Raw genomic sequence first — 21,524 nt, forward strand, 5'->3', positions numbered from 1 at the left:
CTCGGGGGGCAGAGAGCTACACGCAGTGAGCGAGCGTGGGGGCTTCATTTCTAGGCCGCTTTTTTCAGTTGCTGCGCGTAACCTTTAAGGACTTCATCGCGCAACACATTCCATATCTGCGTATGCAGCTCCACAAAACGCGGCTGGCTGCGCACCTCGGCCACGTCACGCGGACGCGGCAGATCAATCGTGAATTCTCCGATCGGGTGCGTAGCCGGGCCAGCCGACAGCACCACCACCCTGTCGCTCATGGCAATGGCCTCGTCCAGGTCATGCGTGATGAACAGCACCGCCTTTTTCTTGGCGGCCCACAGGTCCAGCACTTCGTTTTCCATGAGCTGACGCGTCTGGATGTCGAGCGCACTGAAAGGTTCGTCCATCAGGATGATGTCGGGGTCCAGCGCCAGCACCTGGGCCAGGGCGGTGCGCTTTCGCATGCCGCCCGAGAGCTGGTGCGGATAGCGGTCACCGAACTCGCCCAGGCCCACACGCTCAAGCCAGGCCTGCGCCTGGCGGCGGGCTTCATCGTCGGGTATGCCCCGGTATTGCAATCCCATCATCACATTGGCGATGGCGCTGCGCCAGGGCATCAAGGCCTCGGTCTGGAACATGTAGCCGGCGCGGGTGTTGATGCCGCCCAGCGGTTGGCCAAACACCCGGACCTCGCCGGAAGACGGCTCCAGCAAACCGGCGCCGATATTAAGCAACGTGGATTTGCCGCAACCTGTAGGCCCGACAACCGAAACGAACTCACCGGCCCGTATGCGCAAGGTGGTGTCGCTCACCGCTGTATAACGCTGGCCCGCATCGTCGCGCGAGCGAAAGGTGCAGCTGATGTTGATCAGCTCCAGGGCGTAGGCGTCGTCGGGTTCTGGCATGGCGGGAGCTTACAGCAAGGTGCTTGCACGAGGCAGGTCAAAGAGGAGGGATTGGAGAGCACCGAACGATCAACGCGAGCATCCGTCTTCACCAGCAGGGGCCGCGGAACCGGCTTTGCCGGGCCGCAGGCGCAGCGCCCCCTCGGGGGGCAGCGAACCACACGCAGTGGGGAGCGTGGGGGCCCACATGCCTAAGCCTTGAAGCGATCCTTCGCGCGGCGCGCAAATTCGTTGGTGTAGGTCTTGGCAATGTCAATCTTGTCGGCCTTAACGGTCGGATCGAAACTGGCAAGCGCTTTCAGGGCCGTGCGCGCGCCGTCATCCGGAATGATGCCGTCGAGCGAAATCGACTCGCGCACCTTGTTGAACGACGCAAGGTACAGCGCCCGGTCACCCAACAGGTAGCTCTCGGGCACCGTCTTGATGATGTCACCGGGGCCTGCCGTCTGCAGCCACTTGAGCCCATGCACGATCGCATTGGCCAGTGCCTGGCAAGTGTTGGGATTTTTCTGGACGAACTCTATCGGGGCGTACAGGCAGGCCGCCGGCATGGAACCGCCAAAAACTTCGATCGTGCCCTTGAGCGTGCGCGTATCGCTGATGATCTTCACCTCGCCCTTTTGCTCGAGCATGGTCATGACCGGGTCGGTATTGCTCATGGCATCGATCTGGCCCGAACGCATCGCGGTCAGTGCGCCTGCCGCGGTGCCGACCCCGATGAAACTGACGTCGCCGGGTTTGAGGCCTGCGCGCGAAAGCACCAGGTTGGCCATCATGTTGGTGGACGAACCCGGCGCAGACACACCGATTCTCTTGCCCTTCAGGTCTGCGACCGTTTTGTAGTTGGGCATGTTTTTTGTTGACACGCCAAAAGCAATTTGCGGCGCCCTGCCCTGCAGCACAAAAGCCTGGAACATCTGGTTTTTGGACTGAAGGTTGATGGTGTGCTCGAAAGCACCCGAGCAGACGTCGGCAGAGCCGCCCACCACGGCCTGTAGCGCGCGCGCGCCACCGGCAAAGTCGCTGATTTCAATGTCCAGGCCCTCAGCCTTGAAATACCCCAGTTGCTCTGAAATGGTAAGAGGCAGGTAATAGAACGCCGCCTTGCCGCCGACCGCCAACGCAATTTTTGTTTTTTCGAGCCTGGGTTGCGCGCGAAGCGCCGGCAATGCCAGCGTTGCTGCTGCCAGTGCGGTGCCACCGGCAAAAGCCCGGCGGGAAATCAGGGGTTGGCGATTCATGCAAGCCTCTCTCTTTTTTTGATGTCACAAGCTTATCGAGGCATAAAAAAACCCGCATCGGGGTCATCCCGTGCGGGTTTTTACCGAAGGTGATCGCGTTACCAGAGGTAACTTTCACACTCTCGACGCATGTGTCAACGAAAGCCGGAAAAAAGAATGACGATATTGATAAAAAGTGCACACGCCCAGATGGCCGAGCGGGCTTTGGCCAGGTCGGCGATGTACATCATGATGTAGGCAATGCGCAGCACGACAAAGAGCAATGCCAGGATGTCCAGCCGTGTCTGCCCCGCCTGCAGGACGTGCGCAATGATGACTGCGGCAAAGAAAAAGGGCAGCGCCTCGAATGTGTTGGCTTGCGCGGCGTTGGCCCGGGCACGCCAGTCGGTTTGCTGCGCCAGCCAGCCTCGCGGGTTGTGGTTGTCATATCCACCATCGCGCCGCGGGGTGCTCATCGTGCCGTATTTGGCAATGGCGGCACACACAATGGGCAACAGGGCCGCAATCAGAACACACCAGTAGGCAATGGTGAAGCGTGCGAATGTCATGGTGGGTTCCTTTCGTTATGGTCGCCCGCTGCGGGCATGAAGCTGTCAAGATAAAACTAAAAACACCGCCCTCACCTGCGGTCCACCAACGCGTGGGCAATGGTGCCCAGGTCTACGTATTCAAGTTCGCTGCCCACCGGCACTCCGCGCGCCAGGCGCGTCACCTGGACGCCGCGGCTTTTCAGCGCCTGTGCAATCACGTGAGCAGTGGCTTCGCCTTCGGCCGTGAAATTGGTCGCCAGGATGACTTCCTGCACTTCGCGCGATGCAGGCGGCAGCACCTCGCCGCGCTCGTTCTTGGGCACCACGCGGTCAAACAGTTTTTGCAAGCCGATGTCGTTGGGGCCTATGCCGTCAAGCGGGCTCAGCTTGCCCATGAGCACAAAATAAAGGCCCTTGTAGGCCAGCGTGCGCTCAAGGGCAGCCTGGTCGGCCGGTGTTTCAACCACGCACAGCTTGCTGCGGTCACGCTGCGGGTTGGCGCAGGTGGTGCAAACCTCCTGCTCCGTCAGCGTGTTGCACAAGGTGCAATGCCGCACGCTGTTGACGGCGTGCTCCAGCGCACGGGCAATCTGCAGCGCGCCGGGCTTGTCGTGCTGCAGCAGATGGAACGCCATGCGCGCGGCCGACTTGGCGCCCACGCCCGGCAGCTTGCGCAAGGCCTGGGTGAGGCCTTCAAGCGCGTTCGAATCAGCCATGTGGCAGCAGCAACCGAGCGTCGTACCCGCTTTCGCAAGCAGGGGCCGCGGGACTGGCTTTGCCAGACCGCAGGCGCAGCGGCCCCCTCGGGGGGCAGGGAGCTACACGCAGTGAGCGACCGTGGGGGCTCACAACGTTAAAAGGGCAGCTTCATGCCGCCGGGAAGGCCGGGCATTCCTGCCGTCAGCTTGCCCATTTTCTCGTTGCTCACTTCTTCGGCCTTGCGCACGGCGGCGTTGAACGCAGCAGCCACCAGGTCTTCCAGCATGTCCTTGTCGTCGGTCAGCAGGCTGGGGTCAATTTCAACGCGTTTGACATCGTGCTTGCAGGTCATGGTGACCTTCACCAGACCAGCGCCAGCCTCGGCGGTGACTTCCACAAATGCCAGTTCTTCCTGGGCTTTTTTGAGGTTGTCCTGCATCGCCTGCGCCTGCTTCATGAGGCCCGCGAGTTGTCCTTTGTTAAACATGGTAGTTCCTTTAAAACTTGAAATCGAGGTGTGCTTTGCGTCTGAAATTGCGTCGAAATTGGGGGCAGAAATTGGTTTTAAAACCTGCCTTTGATCATATCGACTTCGCGGCCAGCGGCCGGATGCTGCCGGGGACAATTTTGGCACCCCAGTCGCGCATCATGTCCTGCACAAACGGGTCGTTCTGGATCATTTCTTCGGCAGCGCGCTGGCGCTCGGCTTGCGCCGCCGCGTTGCGGCGCGCCGGGGTGTCGGTGACGGGCCCCACTTCCACCGCGAGCCGCAGGGCTGCATCGCCAAGATGCGCCTGCAGCGCGGCTTGCAGCTTTTCACGCGCCGCCGCCTGGTTCAGCGACTCGCGCTCCACCCGAAGCGTCCACAGCCCGTCGGCCCGGCTGCGCAATTCAGACTGCAGGCCCAGTTCACGCGTCAGTGCCGCCACGGCCTCAGCGGCCACCAGCTGGTTGACGGTCTGGCTCCAGCCCTCGCCATGCGGAACAGGCACCAGAGGTGCGACGGCAGCAGCTGGCATGCCCGGCTGCGGGCGCTGCTGCGGCACCGGCCGCTCCGGCATCGCCACAGGAGCCGCTACTGAATTGATAGCTGCTTGCGCACGTTCCGCCTGGGCTACAGGCTGTTTTTGGTCAAAATTTTGAGCGGTAGGTGGTTCTTGTGAAACACGCGGCGCAGCGGGCACGAGCTCATCATGGGCAGGTTCGCGTGCAGCAGCCGGCACCGGCGCCGCACGCCGTTCAGGCAAAGCCACGGGCGCGTGGGCCCGCGCCACCTCAGGCTGGGGCTTTTTTCCAGGCTCGGCGGCACCCCCCGCATGGGTGGTAGCCGAAACCGAGGGTTTGAAGGCCAGCAAGCGCAGCAGCACCATGGTCAGGCCCGCGTATTCGTCGGGCGCCAGGCCCAGTTCACCGCGGCCATGCAGGCACAGGCTGTAAAGCAGTTGAGTTTCATCAGCCGGCAGCGCCTGGGCCAGCCGCGCCGTCTCCGCAATATCCGGGTCGGCCCCGTCGTCGCCCGCGCCCATCTCGGGTACGGCCTGCAACACCGCCATGCGTTGCAGCACCGTCGTCATTTCTTCCAGGGTGGAAGCCGCACTCAAGCCGTTCAGCCGCAACGCTTCGGAGGTTTCGACCACGGTTTTGCCGTCGCCGCGCGCCAGGGCGTCCAGCAGGCGGTAGACATAGCTGCGGTCCACGCTGCCCAGCATGGTGCGCACGCTGGCTTCTTCAAGCTTGCCGGAGCCAAAGGCAATGGCCTGGTCCGTCAGCGACAGGGCGTCGCGCATGGAGCCCCGCGCCGCGCGCGCCAAAAGACGCAACGCCTGCTGCTCGGCCGGGACGTTTTCAACGCCCAGCACCTGCGTCAAATGCTCCAGCACCGTCTCGGGTGCCATGGGCCGCAGGTTGAACTGCAGGCAGCGCGACAACACAGTAGCCGGCACCTTCTGCGGGTCGGTCGTGGCCAGTACAAACTTCAAATACTCGGGGGGTTCTTCCAGCGTCTTGAGCATGGCGTTGAACGCCGTGTTCGTCAGCATGTGCACCTCGTCGATCATGAAGACCTTGAAGCGGCCGACGACAGGTTTGTAAACGGCCTGCTCGAGCAATTGGGCAATTTCGTCAACACCCCGGTTGGACGCTGCGTCCAGCTCGGTGTAATCCACGAAGCGGCCGCTGTCGATGTCGGTACAGGCCTGGCACACGCCACACGGCGTGGCCGTAATCCCGCCCTGCCCGTCCGACCCCAGGCAATTGAGCGACTTGGCCAGGATGCGCGAAATGGTTGTCTTGCCTACGCCCCGCGTGCCGGTGAACAGGTAAGCATGGTGCAAACGCTGGGTGGCCAGCGCATTGCCCAGCGCCTGCACCACATGCGACTGCCCCACCATTTCCGAGAAATTTTTGGGGCGGTATTTGCGGGCAAGGACGAGATAGGACATCCAGCCATTCTAGGATATGGCCCCCACGCTTTTCACTTCGTGTAATGCGCTGCCCCCCCGAGGGGGCCGCTGCGCCTGCGGTCTGGCAAAGCCAGTCCCGCGGCCCCGGCTGGAATAGATCGCTCGGTGCCCTTTTCACTGATGGGGGTATGCCAGAGGGGTCATTCCCAAGTCCCTTACAATCGAGGGTGACGGGCCTTCCCGCATGGTAAAGCGGCCAACCGGGTCAGGTGGGGAACCAAGCAGCCCTAACTGTGGAGTCAGTGCCGGGGTCAAGGCTCGTCACCTTATTCAAATTGCAGCGTAGGCATTCGCTGCCTTATCGATGCGCTGGATCCAGCTGGCGCTCAACATAGCGAAGCAGCCCCTCGCAAGCATCCTCCACCAGGTCGAGCACATGCTCAAACCCGTCCTTGCCGCCATAGTAAGGATCAGGCACAACCGGACTGTCATGTTTCAGGCAGAACTCCGTCAACCTACGCACCTTGCGGAGATGTTCGGCAGGGCACTCCTCCTGAATCAAAGCCAGGTTGTCCCAGTCCATGGCCAGGATCAAATCGTGGCGCTCAAAATCCGAATCCGAAATCTGCCGGGCCCTGAGGCCGGATAGGTCATAACCTCGCCTGGATGCATGCGCCTGCGAGCGCTCATCGGGCGGGTTGCCGGGGTGATAGTTATGCGTGCCGGCCGAATCGACCTGGATCTGATGGACAAGCCCGCGGTCCATGACTTTCTGCAGGAACACGCCGTGGGCTGTGGGGCTGCGGCAGATATTGCCCATGCAGACAAAGAGGATGGAGTAGGGTTTCATGGGTTGAAGGTTGGGCCGGGATTCGCCATGGAAGGCCCAAAGAACATGCGGCCTTGGGCTACCAGAACCATTTTAGGTTTGACGCGGCCCATCCAGCCGACAAAGCCACCACTAGGCCAGACGGCCCATAGCCACAGGCACCCCATCCGTATACAGTCCATTGACGGAGACAACCACGCAATGCTGATGACCTGCATAGGAGGCCCGCTTCACGGGCTGCAAGTAGGAATTGCCGACGATGCCCTGGTGTATGACGTGCAGGGCAGCAGGCCGCGTGTGCGTTATTTGCGGCAGGTGCCTTCGCAGTACTACGACCCGCGGGCCGGCCATGCCGACTCTGTGGCGTTTTTTGCGTTGAGTTCGTTGAGCGGGATAGAGGTGACCGATCTGATCATTGCCCACCTGGAAAGTTTTCAGCCCGTGCCGGTTGCGTCAAAGCCCGCCTGACGACCTCACGGACATCCCGGAAAGCAGACAGAGAAGTTGGCCCGGCGCCAACTGGGCGTTAAACCGGCGTCATAGGCTGGGTGGCCTGCTCGCCCGGGGCCGCCGAGTGAGCGCGTTGCCCGCGCTCCTGCGTCAGTGCCAGGTGAAGCTGGTGCAAGGCGCCCACACACTCCAGCACGATGGACTGGACCAGCTCCGCGGCCTCGCCGGCCTGCGAGTTGGGCACGGCCGCGAGTTTTTCACCGACGCTGAGCATGAGCCTGGCCTTGACGGCGTGAAACAGCACGTCCCAGTCGGCGATCGCGATGTCCAGCGGGTGGTCGGGTGTGAGCGCTTCGAGCTGCCGCTCGGGAAGCGAAGCGAAATGGGCGTCGTCAGCGCCCTCGCCGTCTCCTTTGGCCCAGTCGCGCAGAACATCCAGCGCAGCGGCACTGGTGGCGGGCAGCTCGCACCTGGACTCCTTCATGAGCTCGGGAGAGCTCAGCATGGTCAGCGCCGAGCGCGCCAGCAGCCTGATATTGGGAGGGGGTGAGGAAGCAAGCCGGATCATTTCAGAACCCTCGCTAAAGGAGTTGCATGGCGCTGCAACAGCGGTTGGGCGCTGCGTCTTCAAAGGTTCGCAATATCGCCGTACGCCCCTTTTTAGGCGGCCCAAGGTGATCCGTCCGTGCGGTAACGCACATCAACCGCAAAAGGTTTTCAGGTCGTGTCGCGGGCTGCCATTGAGCTGAAACAGGTAAACCGATGCTTTTGCCTGACAGGCAGGCCCCCGCCATCCCAAACCCGCTCGTCAGTGAAGCAATTGGGTATAGGTTTTCCGGTCAGCCGCGTAACAGCTGCATGCCGCAGCCTCCAGGCCGCTGCGGTCAAGAACTTTCAATTCACCACGGTGGTATTCGATCAATCCACTGCGCTGCAGCGCGCTGGCGGCCGATGTGATGCCGACGCGGCGCATGCCCAGCATGTAAGCCAGGAATTCGTGGGTCACATGAAAATGGTCGGAATGGGCGCGGTCCTGGCTCATCAACAGCCATCGGGCCAGGCGCTGGCTCGTCAGGTGAAACCGAAGGCAGGCCGCTGATGCGGACTGCTGCGCCATCAAGACATAAAGGTAGCGGTTCAGGCCGCGCTGCAGCGAAGCACTGCGCGCCAGCTCGCGCCGGAAAACGGCGGTGCTGATCCGCCAGGATGCCCCCGCGCCCTGCACTACCGCATGCACCGGCGCGGTAACAACCCCCAGCACCAGTTGCGCACCCAGCATGCCTTCGCGGCCCACCATGCCGACCTCTACACCCGGGCTGCCTTCCACCAGGGCCACGAGGGAAATGAAGCTTTCGATCGGGAAATAGACGTAACGTGTGGGTTTGCCGGGTTCGCACAGCACTTCAGCCAGCGACAACTCGACGGGCTCGCAGACGGCGAGCAGGCGCAGGCGGTCCTTGCGAGGGAGAAGCTCAATGAGGTGGTTTTCGACAGGGGCCAAAATGGCTCTCCGGTGTAGGCGGACCCCGGGGAGTGCCGGGTCATGGACAAGGCCGCGCTACTGTCGTCAGTTCAATTCGGTGCCCCAGTATGCATGAGGTGCTGCCAACGCCACCGTGTGCCAGCGCACACAGCGCACAACAGGCCGCACACCGGGATGCTAGGAGGCGAGTTTTTCGGGAAGCAAGCGGTCGTATTCCTTCTTGACCACGGCATAACACTCGCAGGTGCGCTGCTCCAGGCCCGGGCGGTCCAGCACCGTGATGCGGCCACGCGAATAGCGGATCAGCCCCAAGTTTTGCAGCTTGGTCGCACCTTCGGTCACGCCTTCGCGGCGCACACCCAGCATGTTGGCGATCAGCTCCTGCGTCATCACCAGCTCATTGCCCTGCAGCCGGTCAAGGCTGAGGAGCAGCCAGCGGCACAGCTGCTGGTCGAGCGAATGGTGGCGGTTGCACACCGCGGTTTGCGCCATCTGCGTGATCAGCGCCTGCGTATAGCGCAGCAGCAGGTGCAGCACCGGCGCGCGCTTGAACTCGTCCTTGATGGCCTGTGCCTTGAGGCGAAAACCCTGGCCGGCGCTTTGCACGACGGCGCGGCTGGGTGTGGACTCCCCGCCCATGAACAGGGAGATGCCCACGACACCTTCATGGCCGACGACGGCAATCTCGGCCGAAGAGCCGTTTTCCATCACATAAAGCAGCGAGACGATGGCCGTGGTGGGAAAGTACACATGGCTCAATGTGCTGCCTGATTCGTAGAGCACCTGGCCCAGCGGCATATCCACCAGCTCCAGTTGCGGCAGCCAGCGCTGCCACTCTGCGTCTGGCAATGCAGCAAGCAGCTGGTTGTCTTTGGGGTTGGAAGCATTGGCCATCGAGACACTCCGGGCGGATCTGGCTTCGAGTTGGGCCTCTGGCAGAGATCTCGCACCGTCTTCGAAGTATAGGCACTAACGGCCCCCCGGTATGTGCGCTACCGCACAAACGAAAGTTCCCCGGCAAAGTCCGCCCCCGGAGCTTTTGTGGGCCTCGGTACTACCGGCTCACTTCCTCAACCGCCTCGGTGGTCTGCAGCGCATGGACGGCGATCTGCGCCGACATCAGCGCCAGTGAGGCCAGCGGGTAGGTGCCGCTGATGATGCCCCTGAAGGCGACTTCTGCGGCCACGGCGTCCTGGCCCAGGCCTTCGGTGGCGGCGATGATGCATTCTTCAATGCCGCCCAGCCCGGCGTCGCCGAACAGGTCTTCACCTTCGTAGGTCACGCGGTATTCGTACTGGGTCCTGTCAAAAGAGTCGATGTTAAAACGGACGATCACGGTGGCTCCTTTTTGTCAGCGAAATCACAATTTTTTCCCGGGTCGGGTAATCACTTTTTGGCGAAGCCAGGCAGCAAACTGCTCTTCGGTGATGTCCCCTGCGGCAAGCGCCAGCACGGTGACGGTTGCATCTGCTTGCGTTGTGCTCAAACGGTATCCGTTCAAATAAAGAAACATACCCACTGTCAAAAAGGCGGCGCGCTTGTTGCCGTCGACAAACGGGTGGTTTTTTGCCACACCCATGGCATAACTCGCGGCCAGTGCGGCTACATCAGGTTCGCCATAGGCAAGCAGGTTCAAGGGCCGGGCCAATGCGGAGTCCAGCAGACCTTCGTCGCGCAAGCCCTCGCCACCGCCGTGCTCGGCCAGGCTTTCGCCGTGCAAAAGCAGCAAGGCCTGCTTGTCGATCCAGCGCCAACTCATTTGGCGAGTTGGTGGAAGGTGTCGCGGTATTCGCGCATGAATTCACGGCCGGCCTGAATCTGCTCGTCCAGGGCGGGGTTGTATGGCGTGATGACGTAACCGTCGGGCGTCTCCACGAGAAACACAGACTCACCTTTTTCAAGCTTGAGCCGCCCCAGCACCTCGCGCGGCAAGATCACGCCGATGGAATTACCAATTTGGGTCAGTTTGAGGGTGTGCATGGCATACGTCTTTCAGTTATAACGTATGTAATACTAGTTCAAACTCGCGTTTTTTGCCAGCCTGGCAATGGATGAAGGCCCGCAGGGAAAAGAAATTGCTACAAAATCAATAGCTGCTTGCGCCCGACCCTATTGGGCTACAGGCCAAAATGACTTAAAACGCCCTGCCCGGCAACACGGCCGCCGGCAAAGCAGGCCGTGAGCAGGTAGCCGCCCGTGGGCGCTTCCCAGTCCAGCATTTCACCGGCGCAAAACACCGGTTGGCCCGTGCCTTGCAGATTTTGCAGTTGCAGGCGCGTATCCATGGCCTCAAACATCACGCCACCTGCCGTGCTGATGGCTTCGTCGATCGGCCTGGCTGCCGTGACACGCACTGGCAATGCCTTGATGCCTGCCGCCAGGCGCACCGGATCGGCAATCGCGTCCTTGCCCAGCAGTTCGTACAACATCGCGGCCTTGATGCCATCCAGGTTCAGGCGACTCTTGAGGTGACTGGACAGCGAGCGTGAGCCGCGCGGGTGGCGCACCTCCACCAGCACCTGCTCAGGCGTCTTTGCGGGCAGCAGATCGAGCAGGAAGGTGGCGCTGCCGTGTTCGGCAATCTCGTCACGCAACAACGAGGAAGCGGCATAGATCAGGCTGCCTTCAACGCCTGTGGCGGTGGCAATGAACTCGCCCTTGCGGCTGAAGCTGCGGCCGCGTGAATCGGTAAAACTGATGGCGACGGACTTGAAAGGCTGGCCGGCAAAGCGGCTGGCGAAGTGTTCTGTCCAGCCGGTGTGCGGCTGTGGGCTTTTGCCCATGAGCTCCTGCAGGAATTCTCGGCGGGTCTCACCGGCATCGCCAGCCGCCTCTTCAAGCTGCGCCGGGCTGTCCGCGCGTGCGGCCACGTCGAAGCCGCAATTGGATGGCAGCAGCGGCGCCACAGCCACGCCGCGTGCGGCCAGCAGCGGCACCCAGGCGCCGTCAGAGCCCAGCCGAGCCCAACTGCCGCCACCCAGGGCCAGCACCACGGCGTCGGCGTGTGCCAGCACCTCACCGGCGGGCGTTGAGAACTTCAGCGCACCGTCATCGGCCCAGCCCAGCCAGCGGTGCCGCATGGAAAACTGCACGCCTGCATTGCGCAGGCGGTGCAGCCAGGCACGCAGCAGCGGCGCAGCTTTCATGTCTTTGGGAAACACGCGGCCCGAGCTGCCGATAAAGGTCTCCACGCCCAGCGCTTCAGCCCAGGCTCGCAGCTCGGCCGGGCCAAATGCGGACAGCAACGGCGCCAGTTGAGCAGCGCGCTCACCATAGCGGCTCAGAAAGGCCTCGGGTGCTTCGGAATGCGTGAGGTTGAGCCCGCCCTTGCCGGCCAGCAAAAACTTGCGCCCCACCGAAGGCATGGCGTCATAGACCTCGACCTTCACGGCGGCACCGGCAGTGGCCAGCACCTCGGCGGCCATCAGGCCGGCGGGTCCGCCGCCTATGACGGCAATACGCGGGGGGCCGCCGGGCGGCGGTTTCACGGGAGAGGCTGAATCGTTCAAAAGGTGTTCCGTCTGCTCGCGGGGGGCGAGGTATGGTGAGATGGGAGAAATCAGGGCCAAACAGCAGCCGCTTTCCTGAAAGGCATCAAAGATAGCGCTTCGCAGGCAAAGGTATTTGCTCTGTTTTTGATAGCTGCTTGCGCCCGGTCTTATTGGCTCGCAGGGTTAAACCGCTTAAAAACAGGGGCCAGGTACAGGTTTGGCGCCGATGGGCGGCATACGCCAATTATCACAGGCCGCACTTGCCGGCCCGCGCGCGGCGCATTACATGGGCGGCGCAAAACCATCGCGGCCGACGATGACGCGCAGCGCGGTCGGCTTGCCGGCTTTTTCCTGTGCCGTGATCATCACCTTGGCGCCCGGCACCAGCAAGGCGTTTTCATCGGCCTTGCCGGGCTTGAAGGACACCACCGGCACATCCGGCGGAACAATCACGGTTTTCTCGCCGTCCTTGTAGCGCAGCGTGAGCTTCTGGCCGCCGGGTACCGACGTTGGCGCCGCGGCCAGGTCGGCCACGGTGGCATTGGTCATGGTGCTGTCGGGACGCAAGTCCCAGGGGCGGTGGCCTTCACCGGCGCCGCGCGCGGCTTCGGGGAACACCAGCACCTCCAGCGCCAGCTGGCTGCCGTCGGGCTGCGGCATGCCGGCGGTGCCGATGTAGCTGCCGGGCTTGATGTCGGCAAGCGACAGCGGGTACACCTCGGACACGTCCATCTCGGCCGGACGCACCAGCGTGATCACTTCACCGCTGCGTTCCCTGACGGTGAGGCTGGTCGCATCGACTTTTTCAATCGTCGCGCGCAGGCGCACCGTGGGGTTGGCCGGTGCCGGGGTTTGCGCCCATGCCAGCGGCAGGACAGCCAGGAAAGCTAGCGAAGCAGCAAATTGCTTGAACATGGTTGTCTCTTTCTTCAGGTCGGCGAATAACACATGGGGTAGAGCGCAGGTTGTGTGGGATCAGTCCAGCTCAACAACAGTTCCCCGCCCCGTCAGGAAAGCTGCTTTCACCGGCGCGCCGGGGTAAATCAGCTGCACCGCCGCACGGTAGTCCTGCAGTTGCGCCACCAGCGCGGGCTGCAGCTCCGGCGCCACGGCGGATTTGTAGTCGAGCACCCACCAGTGGCCTTCGTGGCCGGCGTCCTTGCGCTGCACCAGGCGGTCCAGCCGCAAGTCTTTCCCGGCGTAGACAAGGCCGACTTCGTTGCCTTGCCAGGCCACGGCTTGCGGGCTCCAGGCCCAGGCGCCCTCACCCGCCAGAATGCGCCCGGCTAACGCAGCCGCCTCAGTGGCCTGTGCCGGGCTCAGGCGAAACTCGCGCGCCGCGGCCTTGATCTGGGGGTCTGACAACGCGCCACCCCACTCCAGCAGGCGGTGCATGGCCTTGCCGATGCGGGCCTTGAGCGAATCTTCATCAACGCGCACCGCAGCAGGCTCGGAAATCGTCATGACCTCGGGCAGTTCAGGCAACTCGGGCAGGTAGAAAACGCCCGCGTCGGCCGCATCGAGATGGGCGGCTGCAGACTCATCCGCGACCGGCGCAGGCAGCTCGCCCACCAGTGCGTGCAGGCGCTGCCACCAGCTCTCGGTCGTCACGCGGTGCGGCTCGATGGAGGAGATCACCAGCGTATGGCGGGCGCGCGTCAGCGCCACATACAAGGCGTTGAGCTCTTCGCGCTTGCGGGCCGCCTGCTCGGCGGCCAGCGTTTCGGCGGCGCACGCAGGCGGGCGGCTTTCGCTGACCAGGAAGACGAATTTGTGCGGCTCAGTCGCCTCGCCGGGCCAATCAACCAGCACACCCATGCTATCGGCATTGCGCTCGACGGTGTCGGTGTCCAGCAGCAGAACGGCTTCGGCCTCAAGCCCCTTGGCGCCATGGATGGTCAGCAGCCGGACCGCCTCGCTGCTGACAGCTGCCGGCGCCTGGGTGCCGCCGGCCTTGAGGGCGCGCACAAAACCGTAGGGCGTGGCATAACGCCCGCCGTCGAGTGCCAGCGACACGCCCAGCAGCGCGCGCAGGTTGGCCAGCACCGCGCTGCGCTGCGCCGCCGGGGCGGCAGCGCCAAAACGCGCCAGCACGTCGCCGTCGTCGTAAATGCCCTGCAGTGCGTCATGTGGCGGCAGGCGGTCCAGCCAGTTCTTCCATTTGGTAAAAACAGGCCCCAGCCCTTTCAGGCCGGGCGCAAGCAGCTCCTCTTTTTGTAGCAGGCTGTACCAGGGCAGGTGGTGCTCCCGCTGCAGCAGCGCCAGCTGCACCAGGCAATCGTCAGCCAGCCCGAACAGCGGAGAACGCAGTGCGCGCGCCAAGGAAAGGTCGTGCTGCGGCGACACCAGCACGTCGAGCAGCGCCACCATGTCCAGCACTTCGCAGCAGTCGATCAGCTCGGTTTTCTCGCCCACCTGCGCAGGGATGTGCAGCGCGCGCAGCTCGTCCTGCAGCGGCAGCAGGCCGGCGCGTTTGCGCGAGAGGACCATCACGTCCTGCGGCCTGAGGCCACCGGCGACCTGCTCGGAAATCCACGCAGCGGCCTGGCGGGCCTCGCGCGTGCGCAGGGTCTCCTCGGGCAATTCGCGCGGCGTGGTCAGGCTGTCGCGCCAGCCGGCCGCCAGCGGCGAAGCGTCTTCCTCATCCTTGTTGCGTGCAATGGGCGGAAGCCGGCCCACAGCACCGGCCAGGCCTGAAGCCGTGGTGTGCTCACGAAAACCGTCGTACCCGTCGGCCTCCCGTGCCATGGCCATGGCCGAGTTGACGGTGTCGATCACGGCCTCAGCGTTGCGCCGCGTATGGTCGCAACTGAGCAAATCACCGCCCAGCCCATGCACAACAAAAGCCTGCGCGGCGCGAAACACCTGCGGCTCGGCACGGCGGAAGCGGTAAATACTTTGCTTCGGGTCGCCCACCAGGAACACGCTGGGCGCGGTGCCCGCACCCGAGTAGCCGATGAGCCAGGCATACAGCGCCTGCCATTGCAGCGGATTGGTGTCCTGGAACTCGTCAATCATCAAGTGGCGAATGCGCGCGTCCAGCCGCTCCTGCACCCAGCCCGACAGCACGGGGTCGGCCAGCATCAGCAACGCGGCGCGCTCCACATCGTTCATGTCGACCCAGCCACGGTCGCGCTTCAGGGCGGTGAACTGGGCGATCAGCACGCGTGTCAGCCGCGCCATGCGCTGCTGGTACAGCCAGGCGTCGTGTTGCTGGCGGGCTGCCACCACGCGCAGCACCAGGTCTTGCGCAATGCGCACCTGTTCAATGCCGACGATTTTTTCGCCGAACTTGCGCGGCGTGCCCTTTTCGGTCAGCAGGGCCGCGATGGCCGCCGGGAAGTCTCCGGCCGTCAACGCCTGCTCCAGTTCCACGCCTTTGGCCGAGAAAGTCGGCGCGCTCGCACGGCCCAGCGCGATGGCGGCGTCCCTTAAGGTTTGCCGGTGAAAACGGTTGGTGCTGAGCAGCTCTTCGGGTTCATCAAGGCCGCCAAATTCAGTGAACTGCGCGGTGAAGGCCTGCACGGAGGTGTCGATCACACCTTTTTCATCGGCCAGCGTGAACTCGGTGCGTTTGTCGAGCGCGGCCTGCAAGGCTTTGTCGGCCTGGAAACGCCCATACGCCAGCACCACCGCCTCAAAGTCGGCCTTGAGCGACGCATCAGCTGCGACCGCCGCATAAAACCGCCGCCACACCAGTGCGCGCGCCGGGGCATCGTCTTCCAGCAGCTCATAGTTGACGGGCAGTTCCAGGCGCTGCAGCACCGCTACTGGCGCGCTGCGCAGCAGGGCCGCAAACCAGCTGTGAAAGGTGCGGATCTGCACGGAACGGCCGCTGGCCAGAATGGAGCGGTATAAATTTGATAGCTGCTCGCGCACGTTCTGCGCGGCTTTCAGGCCTTTTTGGTTTGAAAAATCGACCCTGACGCCGCGCATTTCCAGTTCGCGCTGCAGGGTTTCGTCGTCGGCGTGGGCAAAGGCCTTGAGCCAGTCGTCCAGACGCTCTCGCATTTCGCCGGCGGCTTTTTTGGTGAAGGTGATCGCCAGGATCTCGTGCGGCAAGACCTGCTGCGCCGGTGCGGCCGTGGCGCCGTCAAGCAAGGCCCGCACGATGCGCGACACCAGCATCCAGGTTTTGCCGGCGCCGGCGCAGGCCTCGACAGCCACACTGCGCCGCGGGTCGCAGGCGATGGCGTAGAAGGCATCGGCGGAGAGCGGCTCGCCGTTGCATTCGTAGGCGGCGGCGTGGGGGATGAACGGGTCTTTCGCGTCGCTCATGTGCGAGCCTCCGCGCCTTCCTCGTTCAGACTCCAGAAGTCTTTGCGGCATAAGCCGCGCGCTGAACAGTAATCGCAGGCCTTGCCCTCGCCAAGAGCCGGCAACGCCGCGCCGCGCGAAATACGCGCCATGTCGGTCAGGATGCTGTCGATGAGTTCGTCGCGCAGGCCGACGATGTCGGACTGCTCATAGGTTTTGGTCGGCTCTTTTTCGCCGAGGTTGACATAGGCCGCGGCCAGCGTGTCGTCGCTCATCAGGGCCGCATAAAACGCCAGTTGCGTGTCTTCCTGGCCATTCTTGATGCGCTCGCTCGTGGTGGTGCGCGGCTCGGTCTTGTAGTCGATCACCAGGGCATGCCCGTCAGGCTGGCGGTCGACGCGGTCAAGCTGGCCGAGCAGCGTGAGCGTGCCGACGGGCACTTCGCGCCAGACTTCGGCTTCGTCGAAGACCGCGCCGGTGGCTTCGTGGTCGGCCAGCCATTTCAGGTAGCCCTCGCGCACGCCGGGCCAGGCCGCGGCAAAGGGCAAAAACTCGCTGTCGCTGAGCGCCAGCTCTTGCGTGGCACGCTCGGCTGCTATGTTTAGCATAGCTACCCGCGCTGGTAAATCGGGGGTTGGCGCCGCTTTGAGTGCTTCATGAAAATGCCGCAACAGGCTGTGCAGCCAGTTGCCGAAGTCGCGCTTGCCCAGCTCGTTTTCGAGTTCTTCGGGCTCCTGAAGCCTAAGCTGACGCAGCGCAAAAAAGCGGTAGGGGCAACGCCGCAGGTCTTCGTACGCGCTGGCCGAAAGACGGGTAACGGGCAAGGCCTCACCGGTCGGAAAAGGATGCGGCGTCGGCTGGGTGGCCACGGCGCGCAGGCTGCGGGGGTCACTGGCCATGCCCTGCGCTGCATCCTCGCTCTGGTCCAGCAGCAGCTCCTGCACAAAACCGCTGGGGATCAGGTGCTCGCCCGATTCACTGGTGCGCCAGAGCACATCGAGATGCGGCATGTGCAGGGCGTAGTGCCAGGCCTGGCGTTGGGCAGCGGCCAGCACTTCCCGGGGCGGCAGGCCCAGCAGCTCGCGCTGGCCGGGCGTCCAGGGGCCGGCTGGCTCCGGCGACACCGGCAGGCGGATTTCATCGCAACCGGGCAGCACCACGGCCTGCATGGGACGGCCCAGCAGCTGCGGCAGCGGCAAGATGACCACCTGCTCTGCCGGCGGATGCACCGGGGAAAACTTGCCGCCTTCCAGCGCCTGGTTGGCCCACTGCGTGAAATCATGCAAACGCATCACCGGCGATGCTTCGAATTCGGTCTCGGCGCCTTCGTGCAAGCGGAGCACGTCCAACACCGTCTGCCCGGCTTCGTCCTGCGCCAGTGCGTCCCACTGCCCCGCCGCCTGCAAAAGGGTGCGCAGGTCGCGCAGCCACATCGCCAGCGGGCGGGCACGGCCGAAAGGGCTGCGCAACGCGTTCACTTCGCGCGCCAACGGGCCTGTTGCGGCAAACGCGGGCGGCAAGATGGCTTCTTCCGCAAAGTCCGGCAGGTCTCGCCAGGCACGCACGCCGGTCTTGCGCAACTCAGTCTCGGCGGCGGTGACCAGCGCGGCGTCAAAGGCCGGTGCGTTTTTCAGCCAGTCCAGCACGGCATCCGTCGATGCATCCCAGGGCATGGCGCGCAGCAGGCTCATCAGGGCGGCGGCGGCGCGAGTGGTTGAAAGCTTCCAGCCGGTTTCATCGCGCATGGCGATGCCGCGCTCGGCCAGCATGGCGCCTACGCGGCGTGTGAGTTGCCGGTCCTGCGCAATCAGCGCAACCGGGCTGCGGCCTTGCGCCAGATGCGCCAGCACGCAGGCGGCGGCGCGGCCCGCTTCGTCTTCAGCGTCTTGCGCAATGTGCAGCGCAGGTGGTGCCGAGGGCCCTTCGAGCGAGACGCACAGCGGGATGGAAACCGACCGGTCGCCGAAGTGCGCCTTGAGGGCTTCGGTGAGAGGGTCGGCCTGAAAGCCTTCCAGCACGGCGAACAGCTGAGGTTTCGCCTGGAAAAGCCGGTCTGTGGGATAGGCGGACGCCGCCGCCCAAGCCAGCGCGATGCGCCCCACGGCAGCTTCGAGGGCCAGCACCGGCGAATCCAGGCCTGCTCCCAGCGTCAGCGCCAGGCGCTCGCTCCAGGCGCGGCGCGCGGCCGGCACGACGGCTGCGGCCACACCCGCCAGGCTCCACGCCGCTTCGACCAGCCGGCCCGCCAGCGCATCCTGCTGGGCGCCCAGGCCCGCGCGGCCCAGCAGCGATGCGGCAGTGAGCATGTCGACCGCCACATCCATGCGCAAATCGTCGCCTGAAGGCACATAAAGGCCCAACGTGCCGCCCAGGCCGCTGGCCCAGTTCATGGTGGTTTCAAAGCGGGGAACAAAAAATGTCTCGCCTGCCTGCGCAGCCCAAGCACGGCGCGCCTGCTGGATCAGCTGGGCATAGGGCAGCAGCACCACGGCTTCTGCGGGATGGATGCCGCGCGCCTGTATCGCTTCCGCAAGCCGGCCCATGGCCTGGTGCCAGCACAGCGCATCAGGCGCGGACCATGCGGCATCAGAGGTTGGGACGGGTGGCATACAGAGGTTGGGGAAAAGAGGTTGGCAAGAAAGAAATGGGGCCGGAAGCCGCAAATTGAATAATCTCTATCGGGGCCATAGCCCCCGCACGCCCGACCCGGCCACTTGCTTTCTGCCACAATGACTACAACTTTAGCCGTACCGTATCGTAACCATCCTAAACAGACAAAGGAGCCGCCATGGCGAGCGAACTGATCAAACATACCACCGATGCCACCTTCGAAGCCGACGTGCTGCAAGCCTCCAAACCCGTGCTGGTGGACTACTGGGCTGAATGGTGCGGTCCGTGCAAGATGATCGCGCCGATTCTGGACGAAGTGGCCACCGGTTACGACGGCCGCCTGCAGATCGCCAAGATGAACGTCGACGAAAATCGCGACATCCCTGCCAAATTCGGCATCCGCGGCATCCCCACCCTGATGCTGTTCAAGGACGGCCAGCTGGCCGCCACCAAGGTCGGCGCCATGAGCAAGGCCCAGCTGACCGCCTTCATCGACCAGCAACTGGCCTGATGTTTTTCGCGCTGGAAGGGAAGCACGGCACACAGCCGCTTCCCGACCGGCGCAGGTCCCCCGGCCGCTGGCCGGACGCAGGGAAAATGCCTTGATTTCCTGCCTGAATTTCCTGTCATAATGTGCTTTATTCACCAGACGGCACTCGCTGACTGGTTCGAGTTCCCGGTTTGTAAGCCATCTTCTGCGGCTTCTTTTCAAACCTCCCCCATTTCCATCAATGAACTCCGCAAGGAGTAACTCCATGCACTTAAACGAACTCAAGGCACTGCACGTGTCTGAAGTCCTCAAGCAGGCCGAAGCCCTTGAGATCGAAAACGTTGGCCGTATGCGCAAGCAGGAGCTGATGTTCGCCATCATCAAAAAACGTGCAAAAACCGGCGAAACCATCGTGGCCGACGGCGTGCTGGAAGTGCTGCCCGACGGTTTTGGTTTCCTCCGTGCTCCGGATTCAAGCTACACGGCCAGCACCGACGACATCTACATCAGCCCCAGCCAGATTCGCCGCTTCAACCTGCACACCGGCGACATGATTGAAGGCGAAGTGCGCACCCCGAAAGACGGCGAGCGCTACTTTGCCCTGAACAAGCTCGACAAGGTCAACGACGGCCTGCCCGAAGACAACAAGCACAAGGTCATGTTCGAGAACTTGACCCCGCTGTTCCCGCGAGAGCAGTTCAAGCTCGAACGCGACATCAAGGGCGAAGAGAACCTGACCAGCCGCATCATCGACATCGTCGCGCCTATCGGCAAAGGCCAGCGCGCCCTGCTGGTCGCGCCGCCCAAGTCCGGCAAGACCGTGATGATGCAAAACATCGCCCATGCCATTACCGCCAACTACCCTGAAGTGGTCATGATGGTGCTGCTGGTGGACGAGCGCCCTGAAGAAGTGACCGAAATGCAGCGCAGCGTGCGCGGCGAAGTCATTTCGTCTACCTTTGACGAACCCGCCGCGCGCCACGTGCATGTGGCCGAAATGGTGATTGAGCGCGCGAAGCGCCTGGTCGAACTCGGCAAGGATGTGGTCATTCTGCTGGACTCCATCACCCGCCTCGCACGTGCCTATAACAACGTGCTGCCCTCCTCCGGCAAGGTGTTGACCGGCGGCGTGGACGCCAACGCACTGCAGCGCCCCAAGCGCTTCTTCGGTGCGGCCCGCAATATTGAAGAAGGCGGCAGCCTGACCATCATCGGCACCGCGCTGGTCGACACCGGCAGCCGCATGGACGAAGTGATCTTTGAAGAATTCAAGGGCACTGGCAACTGCGAAATCCACTTGGACCGCCGCCTGTACGAAAAACGCGTGTTCCCGGCAATTCACCTCAACCGCAGCGGCACCCGCAAGGAAGAGCTGTTACTTGCACCTGAAATCCTCCAAAAGTCGCGGATTTTGCGTCAATTCATGTACAACATGGATGAAATCGAATCCATGGAGCTCATGCTCAAGAACATGAAAGCGACGAAGAACAACCACGAATTCTTCGACATGATGAGGCGGGGTGGTTAGCCCCCACGCTTTTCACTTCGTGTAATGCGCTGCCCCCCGAGGGGGCGCTGCGCCTGCGGCCCGGCAAAGCCGGTTCCGCGGCCCCGACTGGGTTAAATCCAGCCCTTCCGAGGCTTTTGAGGCCGTTTTCACCAGAAAATCGCCCACTCATCAGATCGAAAGTGCGCTAAGTGCTTGATTTCATGCCATAATCCAAGGCTTAGCGGAAAGTGCCCAGGACTGGCTTGGTGTGGCTCCCGCAACGAATAAGGAAAGATCATGAAAGAAGGCATTCACCCCAATTACCGCGAAGTTTGTTTCCTGGACCTGTCCAACAACTTCAAGTTCGTCACCCGCTCCTGCGTGAACACCAAAGAAATGGTGAAAATGGACGACGGTCGCGAACTGCCCCTGTACAAGCTCGATACGTCCAGCGAATCGCACCCTTTTTACACCGGCACACAAAAATCCGTGGACAACATGGGTGGCCGCGTCGAGAAATTCCGCAACCGTTTCGGCAAGACCGCTGCCAAAGAGGCCGCACCCGAAGCTGCGAAGTAAGCTGCCGGATAAGCTGCGAAAAAACTTTCGCCAGCCTGCAAAAAAGCAGCCTGAATTTCAGGCTGCTTTTTTTTCGGCAAAATTTGCCAGGTACCG

At 63.0% G+C, this 21,524-nt stretch carries 21 protein-coding genes and 1 other RNA gene; 5 read left to right on the forward strand and 17 right to left on the reverse strand.

The genetic code is table 11. From position 1 onward, the window contains the following. Window positions 1–50 precede the first annotated feature (50 nt). From AC1D11_RS01105 to dnaX, 6 genes are all read right to left on the reverse strand, one after another. Window positions 51–878 (reverse strand): ABC transporter ATP-binding protein, encoded by an 828-nt coding sequence (locus AC1D11_RS01105; RefSeq protein ID WP_477647744.1) that lies wholly within the window; start codon window positions 876–878, stop codon window positions 51–53. A 191-nt stretch (window positions 879–1,069) separates the two neighbouring features. Further along, window positions 1,070–2,119: an ABC transporter substrate-binding protein gene (locus AC1D11_RS01110; RefSeq protein ID WP_477647743.1), complete on the reverse strand. Its 1,050-nt coding sequence runs from the start codon at window positions 2,117–2,119 to the stop codon at window positions 1,070–1,072. A gap of 134 nt (window positions 2,120–2,253) precedes the next feature. Beyond that, window positions 2,254–2,667 carry an MAPEG family protein gene (locus AC1D11_RS01115; protein WP_457278637.1) on the reverse strand — a complete coding sequence of 138 codons (414 nt, stop codon included), beginning with the start codon at window positions 2,665–2,667 and terminating at the stop codon, window positions 2,254–2,256. Window positions 2,668–2,738: 71 nt separating this feature from the next. Further along, on the reverse strand, window positions 2,739–3,365 hold the full coding sequence (recR, locus tag AC1D11_RS01120) for a recombination mediator RecR (RefSeq protein WP_477647742.1): 627 nt from the start codon (window positions 3,363–3,365) through the stop codon (window positions 2,739–2,741). 137 nt (window positions 3,366–3,502) lie between these two features. Continuing rightward, complete coding sequence (locus tag AC1D11_RS01125) at window positions 3,503–3,835, reverse strand: YbaB/EbfC family nucleoid-associated protein (protein ID WP_457278639.1); 333 nt, start codon at window positions 3,833–3,835, stop codon at window positions 3,503–3,505. A gap of 94 nt (window positions 3,836–3,929) precedes the next feature. Beyond that, the gene (dnaX, locus tag AC1D11_RS01130; RefSeq protein ID WP_477647741.1) at window positions 3,930–5,789 is read right to left on the reverse strand and encodes a DNA polymerase III subunit gamma/tau; all 1,860 of its coding nucleotides are present in this window, start codon (window positions 5,787–5,789) and stop codon (window positions 3,930–3,932) included. A 190-nt stretch (window positions 5,790–5,979) separates the two neighbouring features. On the opposite strand from dnaX, the gene ffs reads away from it, so the two are divergent. Then, window positions 5,980–6,076: signal recognition particle sRNA small type (gene ffs / locus AC1D11_RS01135), an RNA gene on the forward strand. 32 nt (window positions 6,077–6,108) lie between these two features. On the opposite strand, the gene AC1D11_RS01140 is transcribed toward ffs, so the two are convergent. Next, window positions 6,109–6,600, reverse strand: a complete 492-nt coding sequence (locus AC1D11_RS01140) for a low molecular weight protein-tyrosine-phosphatase (protein ID WP_477647740.1) — start codon at window positions 6,598–6,600, stop codon at window positions 6,109–6,111. Between the two features lie 186 nt (window positions 6,601–6,786). Here AC1D11_RS01140 and AC1D11_RS01145 point away from each other — a divergent pair, with 186 nt between their 5' ends. Next, window positions 6,787–7,047, forward strand: coding sequence for a hypothetical protein (locus AC1D11_RS01145; protein ID WP_477647739.1), 261 nt, complete (start codon window positions 6,787–6,789; stop codon window positions 7,045–7,047). A gap of 58 nt (window positions 7,048–7,105) precedes the next feature. Here the strand turns inward: AC1D11_RS01145 and AC1D11_RS01150 are convergent, their stop codons facing one another. The 10 genes from AC1D11_RS01150 to AC1D11_RS01195 all read right to left on the reverse strand — a co-directional run bounded on the left by AC1D11_RS01150 (window position 7,106) and on the right by AC1D11_RS01195 (window position 18,869). Beyond that, a complete protein-coding gene (locus tag AC1D11_RS01150) occupies window positions 7,106–7,597 on the reverse strand; it encodes a hypothetical protein (RefSeq protein WP_477647738.1) in 492 nt (163 codons plus the stop codon). A gap of 240 nt (window positions 7,598–7,837) precedes the next feature. Further along, window positions 7,838–8,530, reverse strand: coding sequence for a Crp/Fnr family transcriptional regulator (locus AC1D11_RS01155; protein WP_477647737.1), 693 nt, complete (start codon window positions 8,528–8,530; stop codon window positions 7,838–7,840). Window positions 8,531–8,689: 159 nt separating this feature from the next. After that, the gene (locus tag AC1D11_RS01160) at window positions 8,690–9,406 is read right to left on the reverse strand and encodes a Crp/Fnr family transcriptional regulator (RefSeq protein WP_477647736.1); all 717 of its coding nucleotides are present in this window, start codon (window positions 9,404–9,406) and stop codon (window positions 8,690–8,692) included. Window positions 9,407–9,566: 160 nt separating this feature from the next. After that, the gene (locus AC1D11_RS01165; RefSeq protein ID WP_477647735.1) at window positions 9,567–9,848 is read right to left on the reverse strand and encodes a hypothetical protein; all 282 of its coding nucleotides are present in this window, start codon (window positions 9,846–9,848) and stop codon (window positions 9,567–9,569) included. A 24-nt stretch (window positions 9,849–9,872) separates the two neighbouring features. Then, window positions 9,873–10,271, reverse strand: a complete 399-nt coding sequence (locus tag AC1D11_RS01170; protein WP_477647734.1) for a type II toxin-antitoxin system death-on-curing family toxin — start codon at window positions 10,269–10,271, stop codon at window positions 9,873–9,875. Further along, window positions 10,268–10,492, reverse strand: coding sequence for an AbrB/MazE/SpoVT family DNA-binding domain-containing protein (locus tag AC1D11_RS01175; protein ID WP_477647733.1), 225 nt, complete (start codon window positions 10,490–10,492; stop codon window positions 10,268–10,270). Before AC1D11_RS01175 ends, AC1D11_RS01170 begins: the two co-directional genes overlap by 4 nt. A gap of 137 nt (window positions 10,493–10,629) precedes the next feature. Then, complete coding sequence (locus AC1D11_RS01180; protein ID WP_477651416.1) at window positions 10,630–12,021, reverse strand: TIGR03862 family flavoprotein; 1,392 nt, start codon at window positions 12,019–12,021, stop codon at window positions 10,630–10,632. Between the two features lie 264 nt (window positions 12,022–12,285). Beyond that, window positions 12,286–12,918 (reverse strand): hypothetical protein, encoded by a 633-nt coding sequence (locus tag AC1D11_RS01185; RefSeq protein WP_477648859.1) that lies wholly within the window; start codon window positions 12,916–12,918, stop codon window positions 12,286–12,288. 60 nt (window positions 12,919–12,978) lie between these two features. Beyond that, window positions 12,979–16,281 carry a UvrD-helicase domain-containing protein gene (locus AC1D11_RS01190; protein ID WP_477648858.1) on the reverse strand — a complete coding sequence of 1,101 codons (3,303 nt, stop codon included), beginning with the start codon at window positions 16,279–16,281 and terminating at the stop codon, window positions 12,979–12,981. After that, window positions 16,278–18,869 carry a PD-(D/E)XK nuclease family protein gene (locus tag AC1D11_RS01195; RefSeq protein ID WP_477648857.1) on the reverse strand — a complete coding sequence of 864 codons (2,592 nt, stop codon included), beginning with the start codon at window positions 18,867–18,869 and terminating at the stop codon, window positions 16,278–16,280. Before AC1D11_RS01195 ends, AC1D11_RS01190 begins: the two co-directional genes overlap by 4 nt. A gap of 179 nt (window positions 18,870–19,048) precedes the next feature. Between AC1D11_RS01195 and trxA the strand changes: the two genes are divergently transcribed. The 3 genes from trxA to AC1D11_RS01210 all read left to right on the forward strand — a co-directional run bounded on the left by trxA (window position 19,049) and on the right by AC1D11_RS01210 (window position 21,428). Further along, entirely contained in the window at window positions 19,049–19,381 is a 333-nt protein-coding gene (gene trxA / locus AC1D11_RS01200) for a thioredoxin TrxA (protein ID WP_077594529.1), read from the forward strand. A 244-nt stretch (window positions 19,382–19,625) separates the two neighbouring features. Then, the gene (gene rho, locus AC1D11_RS01205) at window positions 19,626–20,888 is read left to right on the forward strand and encodes a transcription termination factor Rho (protein ID WP_348050341.1); all 1,263 of its coding nucleotides are present in this window, start codon (window positions 19,626–19,628) and stop codon (window positions 20,886–20,888) included. A gap of 258 nt (window positions 20,889–21,146) precedes the next feature. Beyond that, complete coding sequence (locus AC1D11_RS01210; protein WP_457278651.1) at window positions 21,147–21,428, forward strand: type B 50S ribosomal protein L31; 282 nt, start codon at window positions 21,147–21,149, stop codon at window positions 21,426–21,428. Window positions 21,429–21,524 lie beyond the last annotated feature (96 nt).

The organism is Polaromonas sp. P1_E11, from assembly GCF_056405995.1.